This window comes from Amycolatopsis sp. NPDC059027 (genome assembly GCF_042739735.1).
In the GTDB taxonomy this organism is placed as follows: domain Bacteria; phylum Actinomycetota; class Actinomycetes; order Mycobacteriales; family Pseudonocardiaceae; genus Amycolatopsis.
This window is the reverse complement of the sequence record NZ_JBHYIK010000097.1, coordinates 16,974-27,897: the sequence shown is the minus strand read 5'-3', so window position 1 is coordinate 27,897 and position 10,924 is coordinate 16,974. Positions and strand designations below refer to the sequence as shown.

Annotated in this window: 6 protein-coding genes; 3 read left to right on the top strand and 3 right to left on the bottom strand. The window is 67.4% G+C overall.

Annotation, left to right across the window (positions count from 1 at the left end; all coding sequences use genetic code 11):
* Positions 1-654: 654 nt before the first annotated feature.
* Entirely contained in the window at positions 655-3,735 is a 3,081-nt protein-coding gene (locus ACFWY9_RS40630) for a tetratricopeptide repeat protein (RefSeq protein ID WP_378341393.1), read from the bottom strand.
* A 434-nt stretch (positions 3,736-4,169) separates the two neighbouring features.
* On the opposite strand from ACFWY9_RS40630, the gene ACFWY9_RS40625 reads away from it, so the two are divergent.
* Positions 4,170-5,324: a HesA/MoeB/ThiF family protein gene (locus ACFWY9_RS40625; protein ID WP_378341392.1), complete on the top strand. Its 1,155-nt coding sequence runs from the start codon at positions 4,170-4,172 to the stop codon at positions 5,322-5,324.
* On the opposite strand, the gene ACFWY9_RS40620 is transcribed toward ACFWY9_RS40625, so the two are convergent.
* The gene (locus tag ACFWY9_RS40620) at positions 5,276-7,393 is read right to left on the bottom strand and encodes an ATP-binding protein (protein WP_378341391.1); all 2,118 of its coding nucleotides are present in this window, start codon (positions 7,391-7,393) and stop codon (positions 5,276-5,278) included. The two genes, ACFWY9_RS40625 and ACFWY9_RS40620, sit on opposite strands and share 49 nt — an antisense overlap.
* A 510-nt stretch (positions 7,394-7,903) precedes the next feature.
* On the opposite strand from ACFWY9_RS40620, the gene ACFWY9_RS40615 reads away from it, so the two are divergent.
* Entirely contained in the window at positions 7,904-8,797 is an 894-nt protein-coding gene (locus tag ACFWY9_RS40615) for a carbohydrate-binding protein (RefSeq protein ID WP_378341390.1), read from the top strand.
* Here ACFWY9_RS40615 and ACFWY9_RS40610 read toward each other — a convergent pair.
* The gene (locus tag ACFWY9_RS40610; protein ID WP_378341389.1) at positions 8,781-9,767 is read right to left on the bottom strand and encodes a LysR family transcriptional regulator; all 987 of its coding nucleotides are present in this window, start codon (positions 9,765-9,767) and stop codon (positions 8,781-8,783) included. The genes ACFWY9_RS40615 and ACFWY9_RS40610 overlap by 17 nt on opposite strands.
* A 232-nt stretch (positions 9,768-9,999) precedes the next feature.
* Between ACFWY9_RS40610 and ACFWY9_RS40605 the strand changes: the two genes are divergently transcribed.
* Entirely contained in the window at positions 10,000-10,878 is an 879-nt protein-coding gene (locus ACFWY9_RS40605) for a DUF2268 domain-containing protein (protein ID WP_378341388.1), read from the top strand.
* The last annotated feature ends 46 nt before the right edge of the window (positions 10,879-10,924 follow it).

The window sequence follows — 10,924 nt, the reverse complement described above, 5'->3', positions numbered from 1 at the left end:
GTGTGCGGGAGTCGGCCCCAGACGCCCACGTCCCGGGGGTGGACCGCCTCTTTCGGAGCCATACCCGGCGCTGGCCACTTCGGACCGAGCGGTGTGTTGGGCGCGGCTGGCGCGCGTGCTGGTGCCGCAGCGTTCTGAGAAGCAGCTTCGTTGCTTTTAGAATGCAAACTTATTCCGGGTTCCAGTAGTCCGAGTCTGCGTTCCAATAATTCGAGTCCACTGTGGTCACGGAGGCGACGTGTGTCTCGTGGAGCGCGTGACTGCTTCCCATGGAGATCAGCCCGCCGCAGAGAAACACCGCTCCCGCCAGGGATGCCACCCGCGTCCGACCGATCTCGGAAACTCTGCTCATAGGTAATGAAAAGGCTTTCGTTCTGGTTGATTCTGCAACCACCTGGGTGGCTTCCACAGGCGGTGCGGGGTAACGGTTCAGCTGTCCGGGTTGCGGACGGGGCAGAGCCTACTGAGGGTGTTGCACGTGGTAGACGCGGGGTCCACTAAAGCGGTGAGTCTCCCTGACGGTTGTGTCCTACGGACGACGTTCGGCGACACGGACGGGCGACCGCGAAATGACCAAAAGTGTCGACAAGTAGCTAGCTAGAGTGACGAGAGTATGACTTAAGTAGTGAAGTTAGAACCGGAGTATGTTTCAGGTTATTGCTGGTGGGGTAGCTCGACCTGGTGAGCGAAAGTGGCCGAGGGTGCCTGTGTCGTCTTCAGGGCCGCGAGGTCCTGCTGGACGTGACGTACCCGCTCGCGGTTGTTCAGATCGGTATAGACCAATTTGGCCTGGAGCCAGCCTTCCTCGGTGGCGGCCCGGTGGCCGATTTCGCACAAAGCGTGTCCAAGAATGTGGAGCGCGTTCGCCTCGATGACGGCATTGTGATCGCGCATGGCGAGACGTGCGGCTTGGCGGGCGTATCCGATGGTGGCCTGGTGGTCGCCTTGCGCGTAACTGATACCGGCCATGACGTAGCACGCGCGGGGTCCCGCCTCGACATCGGTGATTTTCTCGATGATGGCCAGTGCTTGCAGACCGTAGTGCCGCGCGTTGTCGTATTGTTTCCTATCAGCCGATATTGCCGCTATTTCTATGAGTGACTCGGCCTGGCCGTGGCTGTTCCCGATCTTCTCCCGTAGACGCAGGGCTTGGTGGTACAGGGCGAGTGCCTCGTCGCGACGCCCGCGCGCAAGTGTGGTCCCCGCGAGCCGGTGGAGGATCGCGGACTGCGCGCCGTAACTGTCGGCGGCGACGGCATGGTGCAGTGCTCGTCGGTAGAGTTCGGCGGCGGTGTCCAGGTTTCCTATTTGCTTCTCATATGTGCCGAGGTGGGACAGGGAGATGGCCATTCCCATGGTGCTCTGGGTCTTCTGTGCTATCGCGGAAGTAATGTGGAATTCGCGCAGCGCGGCGTCCCAGTCGCCGAGGGCGGCGCAGATCAGCCCGAGGTCGCTGCGGGTTGCCCCTTCTGATTCAAGGTCCTTTACGGCTTGAGTCGAAGTGGTGGAAATCGTGTACAGTGTACGTAGTTCGCTGTTCAGGCCGAGTCTGCGGTACAGCCCATAGAGGTTATGCGGAATTCGCCATGCGAAATCGTGGTAACCACGTTGTGCTGCCCAGGGAACAATGGCGGAAATGTTGGCTCTTTCTTGCAGTAGCCATGTTTTCGCTTCGGCTTCGGAGGTGAACTCCAGTGCTGGAGTGTGCGGCGCTGCTGGAAGCATGGGTACCGGAGGGCGGAACGGAAACAGACGCCGGTCGGCGCCGTAACTGGTGTGGAGGTAAAAGGACAGAAGGCGAAGCTCGGCTTCCTCTCGGGTGCTGACGTGCTCGGCGCTCTCGGCGAGTTCGCGGGCGAAGGCGCGGAGAAGGTCGTGCAAACGGTAACGGTCGCGTGTGCCCGTCGGGGTCAAGAAATGGGTGCTCACGAGTATGTCGAGGGCGCGCTGCACGCTCTTGGTCGAATCGCCCGCAAGTGCTACCGCGGCGTGCAGAGTCAATTCCGGAATGGGGGAGAGACCGGTCGCGCGAAACAGCGTCTGCGCTGGGGAAGGGAGGGCACGGTAGGTGACGAGCAGGGCGGCCCTTATGTTCGCGGGCGGATCGTCCCCGTCGTCGCCGATGTCGAGCAGGCGGCTCTGGTCCTGTAGCTCGTCGGCGAATTCGGTCAATGCGGCGCCACGGCGGCTTTCGACGTGCCGGGCGACCAGCTGGAGCGCGAGCGGGAGCCCGCCGCACAACGCGGTGAGCCGCCCGATCGACTCTTGTTCGGCGTCGGCGCGGGAACCGATGCGACTGGTCAGGACTTGAGCCGCGTGAACCTCGTTCAGGGACGTGACCGAGCAGTGCCGCGCGCCATGACGGCTGGCCAGCGCGGTCAGACCTTGGCGGCTCGTCACGACGACGAGACACGGCGAGAGCGTGAGCATCAGCGGCAGCACGTGCGCGGAGTTGGCGGCGTTGTCGAGCACGATCAGCGTGCGATTCCCGGCGAGGATTTCGCGGAGCTTCGCCTCCCGTCTCGCGCGGCTGGCGAGACTGGCGACGGGCACGTCGAGGGCGTCGAGGAGTTCGTCGATCACGTCGCCGGCCTCGGCCGGACGCCCGCCGTCGAAGCCGTGGAGATCGACATACAGCGCGGTGTCGACCAGCTTGCCGTACTGCCGACGCGCCCAGTGCACCGCGAGGGCCGTTTTGCCGATGCCTGCCAGGCCGTCCAGGACAACCAGGCCGGGGCGAAAGCGACCGTCCGCGGTACTGGCCAGCTCGTCAAGCGCTTTCTGCAGGTCGTGATGGCCGACGAAATCGGCGGCACCCGGCGGTAGCGTCGAGGGCCCTCGAGGTGCGAACGCCGGCAGCAGGCTGGGCGGCCGATCGAGTGTGGTCCGGTCGGCGGGCTGCCGGGGCAGGGGGACCGTGGCCAGCCGTTCGGCTGCCCCACGGGCTCCTGGCGCTGTCCGTGTGGCCGACCGTCGAGATCCGGGTTCGGACAACAGGGCGTTGTAGTACTTGCGCAGGTCCTCGGCCGCGGTCGGGTCCTCCTCGCCGAGGAGTAGCTTGCGCGCCTTCATGTGATAAGCGCCCATCTCGTCGGGGCGGTCGAGTTCGCGCAGCACATACAGCCGGCGTCGCGCCAATCCGAGGTCGGTTCGGTGTTCCCGTTGCAGCTCATCGAGCTTCTGCAAAGCTGTCTCGAACCGCTCCAGCGCGATCAGCTCGCCGAGCAGCAGGTGGTTCGCGGGTAACCAGATCTGATGTACTGCCCAGTAGCGCCAGGTCTCCGCCACTTGCGATGTGAGGTCTGCCAGTGGCCGGTCTCGCCAAAGATCGAACGCCGTGGCGAGTACGGCGCAGGCCGCTTCGTGGTCGTGTTCTTTGCGGTTTTCCTGGGCTTGCTCGACCAATGATTCGAAAGCGAAGTAGTCGATGGCTTCCCGTTCGACATTGATGTGGAGCGCGCCGTCGATGGTGTGGAGTGTCGCGGGAACGCCGGCTTCTCGCATCGCTTTGTTGATACGTCCCGCGTAGGTGCGGAACGTGGCAGCCGGGTCGTTCGGCTCCCGTTCGTCCGCTGACCAGACCCAGTCCACCAGCGTGTTCACCCCCACGCGCACCTTGGGTTGCACCAGCAGTGCCGCCAGGAGTTGCTGCAGTTTCAGCGAGCCCCAGTCCGTGCTCAAGCGACCGTGCATACGCATGGTAGTTTGCCCGAGAATTCCGAACGCGATTTCCATCTGCGCAGCGCTCCCCCCTCCTGGGATTGCTGAGTCGAACCTCCTCGCTTCATCGCGAGTCTGACATTTACCCACGGGGCGGCGCAGCGCTCTCACCTGTGCTGACATCTATTTGTCATCTAAGACACGCAGTTGTCGCGAGCTTGACCTCCGCATTGACACGGCATTGAACACAACACGCTCGATACTTCCGGTGTTCGACCGAACGCTGATCGAGGGGAGCGCGATGAGTGTTTCCAGCAGGCCGCGAGCCGTGCGGACACCGGATGACCGAGCCGGAGAACCACGCCGCGGCTGTATCCCGGCCATGCTCTTGCCTTCCCGGGCGCAGAGGGGAAAGGAGGTGCGAAGCCATGATCGAATTCATTGAGGTGGAACGCGAATTGACCTTCAGCAACCCGACACAGGAAAGCTAGGAGCGAGGAGGAGTTCCGATGCGTCCGATGATCAAACCCGAGCACCTCCCGGTGCGTTACGGCGAAGACCGGGTCCGGATCGGCGGTATCGTCCGCGGCATCGCAGCCGACATCGAGGATCCGGGCGGGTGGGTCTGGGCGCTGCTGGAAACCCTCGACGGTGTGCGGACCACGGACCAGGTCGTCACCGACCTGGTCCGCCTCCACCCCGAAAGGTCCCGCGCCGACGTCCTCGCCGCCATCGAGGACCTCGTCCGCGCCGGCTATGTGGAGGACGCCGACCAGCCGGTACCGGAGGGGTTGAGCGCGGTCGAGCGGGAGCGCTACGGACGGAGCGCGGCGCTGTTCCGCTGGATGGACCGGACCCCGCGCCGGAGCAGCTGGGACACGCAGATGGTGCTGCGGCAGGCGAGAGTGGTGGTGGTCGGGATCGGCGGTGTCGGCTGCACCGCCGCCCAGACACTGGTCGTGTCCGGGGTCGGCCATGTGCACTGCGTCGAGCCCGACACGGTCGAGCTGTCCAACCTGAACCGGCAGATCCTGTATACCGAGCACGATCTCGGCAGGCCGAAGGCCATCGCCGCGGTCGACCGGCTGCGCGGGTACAACTCCGACGTCCACGTCACGGGTGAAGAACTCACCGTCGACGGGCCCGCTGTCCTGCGAAGGCTTTCGGCGGGATTCGACGTCCTGCTGCTGGCCGCGGATCAGCCTCAGGAGATCCGTTCCTGGGCCAATCAGGCATGTACGGCGACCGGGACCGCCTGGGTGCACGGCGGCTACCACGGGCCGCAGGTCAGTTTCGGGCTCTACCGGCCCGGAGCGGGTCCCTGCTACGACTGCGCTCGCGTAGCCGAACAGGAACGGCGCGCCGCACTGCCACCACGGACCTGCTCGGCCACGTTCGGCCGCGCCACGCGAGGGCAGGCGGCCAACGCGGTTTCGGCCGGTGTCGCGGGCCAACTGGCCGCGCACGCCGTTCTCGCCCTGCTCACCGGCGTGCCCTCGGTCCGGACCAACTGTCAGTTCGGTTTCAACCTCGTCACCCTGCAGGACAGCTTCGCGCTCGGCCCGGAAGCGCCGAGACCCGACTGCCCGACCTGCGGCGCGGCGGCCGGACAACGCTACGGCGGAGGCTCGGCATCGGCGCGGGCCGCCAGTTCACGTGCTTGAGCACGCAGCGTTTCCGCGCGCGGGTCGTCCAGCTCGCCAAGTATCGTGCCGGCCTCCGCCAGGTACCGGGCGGCGCGGGTGAGGGCGCCGATCTGCTCGAGCGAAGCCGCTGCCGTCTCGAGCGTGAGCGCGAGGAAGGCCCCGGTTCCCTCGAGGTCCCGGTACCTGGCGATGGCTTGGTTCGCGAAGCCGATCGCCGTCTCATGGGCACCGAGCTTCTGGTGGGCCACCGCCACGTCGTGCAGCGCGTAGGCCTCTCCGACGCGGTCGGTGGTCCGGCGGCGCAGCGCGAGTTCGCGTTCGGCGTGCTCCAGAGCTTGCTCGTACAGGCCGAGGAGCACGCTGATACGGCTGAGATTGCACTCGACGACCGCTTCGGGGCGCCCGCCGCCCGTCGCGCGTGCCAGCGGCAGTGCCCGGTGGTACAGCTCCCGCGCGTCGAGGTACCGCTCTTGCAGTAGCCGGACCTGGGCCAAGCCGACCAGTGCCACGCGCTGCCGGACGACGTCGCCGAGTTCACGCGCAAGGGTGAGCTGCCGGTCGAAATCCGCCTCGGCTTCGGCCAAGCGTCCCAGATCCGCGAGGGTGTCGCCGCGGAAGCCGAGCAGAAACGCTTCCGCGGCCCGGTTTCCGCCGGCTCTGGCGGCACGGAGCCCGAGCGTCTCCGCCTCGAACCGCACCGGCCACATGGCCCGCCCTCGCAGGCTGAGGGACCGCGCGGACGCTGCCAGGCGGAGGGCGATGTCGTGTGCTCGATGCGAGTGCGCCGCGCGAAGTACCGCCATCAGGTTCACCTGCTCGGTGTTCACCCAGTCGAGTGCCTGAGCGCGGTCGGCCAGCGGCGGTTCGTGGCTGACCGATGCTAGCGGGACGTCGAGGGCCTCCAGGCCGGGGAAGAGCAGTTCGTCGGCGGTCCGCGCCGTCCGGGCGTACCAGGTGAACAAGCGGTTCACGGCCTCGTGCCGGGCTTCCGCGGTTTCGTCCAGCCCCGCGCGATGTGCGGCGTAGGCGTGCAGCAGGTCGTGGAACCGGTAGCGCCTGGCACCGACCGCTTCGATCAGGTGCGCGTCGGCAAGGGACTCCAGCTGCCGGTAGGCGTCGGCGGGCTCGATTCCGGCGACCACCGCGGCGGCGAGGACGCCGAACTCGGTGCCGGGATGCAAGCCGACGCGGCGGAACAGGCGAGCCTGCTCGTCGCCAAGCTGGGTGTAGGACCAGTCGAAGACGGTCCGTACGGCGCTGCGCTCGTCTCCGCTGCTGCTCAACATGTCCAGCCGATTCTGCTCATCGGTGATGTCCGCGACGACGTCGGCGATACTGGTGTGGGGCCGGGCGGCGATCCGGGTGGCGGCGACCCGCAGCGCCAGGGGCAGCCGCGCGCACACCTCGATGAGGTCGGCCACGGCCTCGGGCTCGGCGTCGACCCGCTCCGGCCGGAGGATTCCGCGGAGCAGGGTCCTGGCTTCCTCATGGGTGAACAGATCGAGCGTGACCTGGCTCGCGGCCTCGGCCACCATCAGCCCGGTCAAACTGGCCCTGCTGGTGACCAGCACAAGGCAGCCGGGGGAACCGGGCAGCAACGGCCGGACCTGGTCGGCGGTGCGGGCGTTGTCCAGCAGGACGAGGACCCGCCGATCGGCGAGCAGCGAGCGATACAGCCCGGCCTGCGCGTCCAGCTCGGCCGGGATGCGGTCCTCGTGGACGCCGAGGACGTGCAGGAACGAGGTGAGCACCAGATCCGGCGTCAGCGGGGAGCTGGGGCCGTAGCCGCGCAGGTTGGCGAACAGCGTGCCATCGGTGAAGTGATGTTCCACGCGGTGCGCCCACTGCACGGCCAGCGTGGTTTTCCCGACGCCTGCGGTGCCGTCCAATGCCGAGATCACCGTCGCGGTGGGGTGGGTTTCGCCCCTGGCGACAAGTGCGTCCAGCTCGGCCAGCTGGTCGTCGCGACCTGCGAAGTCACGTACCGCGGGAGGCAGCTGGCGCGGAACGGGCAGCGCGTCCTGCCGGGCGGGCTGGCCGACGACCACCTGCTGGATCGTGCCTGCCTGCACTACAGAACCTGTCACGTCGCCGGTCAGATCGTTGCGCGCTGTTCTCAGGTTCTGGGGGTGCTTCGCGTCGTCGACCATTGTGCCCCCGCAACACGCTGTCTGAACATTCAAGGTTGACCTTGACTCGGCCGACAAGCCAGTCAATGTGAAGTGGTCCACGCTCCTTTTCACCCGAATGCGGCGGCAAAAGCACCTGAACACGGGGGTGATGGGTACCGGCTCGTACCGGCCGAAACGATTCAGTTCCCTGGCGCTTCGCCTCGTCTCGGTGTCGCCGATCCGGATCGTGTCGTTCCGGCCTTCGGCTCAGGCGCGCGCCGGGAGCATTGCGCCGAATGGCGGTATAACGCCGTCTTCGGGCGAAAACCCATGTCCCCGCCCGCCTGCGCGGATTCGTCGATCCCCGCCGAAAGTCGGTGCCACGCAACGGAAACACCGACCTACGATCCGTTTCCCCGCGGGCGGATTCCTCCCCTTTCCCCACCGTCCGCGCGTTTCCTTCGCCGAAAACGAGGAGATGCATCGATGCGGAAACTGTTCGCTTTGCTCTGTTCAGCCGCGGTGGCCGTGACGGTGGTCGCCGCAGGCTCGTCCGCTTCCGCCGCACCGGCCGGGGTGGTGCCCGGGCTGACCGGGGACGCCGCGAAGGCCGCCGCCGGGCCGTCGGCGGACCGGTTCCTCCACCTGCGCCGCGAACAGGCGGCGCAGCGGAGCGGGACGCCGCGGATCGCGGCGCAGAAACACACCTTCTGGGGTCCCGAACCGCAGTTGTCCAGCGGTGCGGACGGTCTGGTCGTGACGCACAGTGTCACCCCGAGCCTGCGGATCTCGAACGACGCCGACGTCGTCTACGCGCCCACCGTGAAACCCACCGGGCACTCCTGCATCGAGGTCGTCACCGCCTACGGGCTCGGCCAGTCCGGGCAGGTCTGGGCGTGGGACTGGTGCAAGTCGGTGTCGCCGGCCAAGGTCGTGCCGATCGACAGCGCGTTCCTCGGCTCCTACACCACCACGGTGAACGGGCACCCGGCCTACACGGTGCAGGAGGTCCGGACCAATTCGTCCTCCAACAGCTGGACCGCCTCGCTCTACAACGTGAAGACCGGTTCGTGGGACACGTTGTTCACGCAGAGCGGTTCCGACCAGAGCACGCTCAACGAGGGCTGGGACATCTTCGAGCTCTATTCGACGGTCGACCCGGCGACGGGTCAGGCGTACTACTGCTCGGACGCGCGGGGCGCGGTGTTCGAGTCCAGTGCGCTGAAGCTGCGTGTCGGCGGGCAGTGGACGGCGGCGACGCCGTCGAACTCGCCGCTGCGGCCCACCGCGAATCCGCGTCCGGCCGACTACGACTGCTCGGCGCTGCGGTTCGAGGTGCCCACGCCCAACAGCAACTGGCGGGTCACGGTCGGAGGCTGAGGCTGCGGCCTGCCGGCAGGAGTTCGCGGCCGCGTTCGCGCCACCACTGGTCGAACGCGGCGCTGCACCCCTGCCGGCCGGCGTAGCTGCGGACGACGGCGTCGTGGATCTCGTCGATCCGGTCCGCCACCACGGTGCCCGGCCGGTAGCAGAGCCGCAGTTCCTGCCACAGCGGCGCGTCCTCGATCGCGCGCACCACGATGTTCGCCTGCCGGTCCCGCCGGGTCGCCAACGCGGGTGCGAGCGCCATGCCTTCACGCACCAGATCCAGCAGGGTGGCCAGGCACTGCGGGCGGTGCGGCTGATCGAGCGCCACGCCGTGCCGGCGGCACACCCCTTGCAGATAGGCCGACCAGCGCGTGGTCCATGGCGGATCGTCCGCCCACGGGTACTCGGCGATCTCGGCGAGGGGGATCGCGCCGGACCGCGTCAGCGGGTGATCCTGCGCCAGGATCACGAAGACCGGTTCCCGTGGATGCACCACGACGCTTTCGACGCCGTCCGGAACGATCCGGTCCGGTAACGGCGGGAGGTAGACCAGCGCCAGGTCGAGCGTGCCCGCGGCGACCCGCGCCAGCGTGGTGGTCTCGTCCTGGTCCTCGTGCACGCTCACCGTGTCGCACCACGGCCGGTCCCGCAGCCACCGGGACACCGCGAGGTGCAGGAAGCCGCAGTATCCGCCGACCCGCAGCGTTCCCGGCGTTTCCCGCCGCTCGCCGAGCCGATCGGTCAGCGCGGACATCCCGGCCAGCACCGCTCGCGCGTCGGCGACGACGTCCGCGCCGAGCGAGGTCGGCACGCAGCCGGTGGGTGAGCGTGCGAACAGGAGCCCGCCGACCGACCGTTCGACGCGCCGCAGGAGCCCGGACAACGCGGGCTGCGAAACGTGCAGCACCTTCGCCGCGCGGACGAGGCTGTGCGTGTCGGCGATCGCCACGAGTGCGCGCAGATGGCGTAGCTCCAGCTCCATGACTCCTCCGCAGGCCAGGCGGTGCGTCACCGGGCGGGCACACGAGTTCGTCCACTGTAATCCGGATGATCGCTTCGCATACCAATGAGAGCGGAAGTAGGCCGACCAGGACAGGCGACTGACCTACATGACTGCCTACTTTCGATTGGTTTGGTATCTACCGGCACAGTAGCGACGCGAGTCGGGTCTCGGCTTGAGCCTCCCGCGACAGGAGGCTTTACCGTCCGGGCCCATGAAGATCATCGTTCACGACACCGGTGCGGCCATGCTCGACCTGCTGGCGCGTCCGGTCGGGCAGCGCACGGACGCGCTGCGGGAGATCCTCGCCCCGCTGCGCAATCCCCACGTACCGTTGCACGAGCCCGAGGTGCACTACGGTTTCAGCGGTTTCCGGGTGGACCGGGACGATCCCCGCTACGAAGAGGCACTGCGGCGCATGCGTGAGGCCGACGTCTGGGGCCGTATGCGCGAAACGGCCGCCGCGGCCTGGGAACGGCTCAACAGCGCCGTTCCCGGCGTACGGCACGCCGACCCGGTCAACGTGGTGCTGGTACTCGGCGACCCCGACGACGACTACCTCGTCGAACGCAGTGCCGGTTATCTGGGCATGGGCGGTATTCCCGGCAGCATCATGCAGACGATGTGGCCCACCGAGACCAGCCTGGCGAAGATCCCCTACGCCACCGCGCACGAGATCCACCACAACGTGCGCTACGCCAACGTGGTCTGGGATCCGGCGACCGTCACCGTCGGCGAACACGTCGTGGCCGAGGGGCTGGCCGAGGCCTTCGTCCGGGAGCTGGGTGGCGAGCAGGCCATGGGCCCGTGGTCGACGGCGCTCGACGACGCCGAGCTGGAGAGCGCTTACCGGAAGATCACCGATGCGATCGATCTGGCCGGGATGCAGTACCTGACTCCGTACGTCATCGGCGACACCATCGCCATCCGCGCGGGTCAGGAACCGGTGGGACTGCCGGACTTCGCCGGATACGCGGTTGGGCTCCGCATCGTGGACGCCCATCTCGCCGCCACCGGCCTCACCGCCGCCGAAAGCGTCGCGCTGCCGGTGGGGGAGATTCTCGCCAATGCTGGCGTGTCCTTTGTGGATTGATCGGCCGTGAAGGCCTCCTTGCCGGCGCTCGACGCCGGTAAGGAGG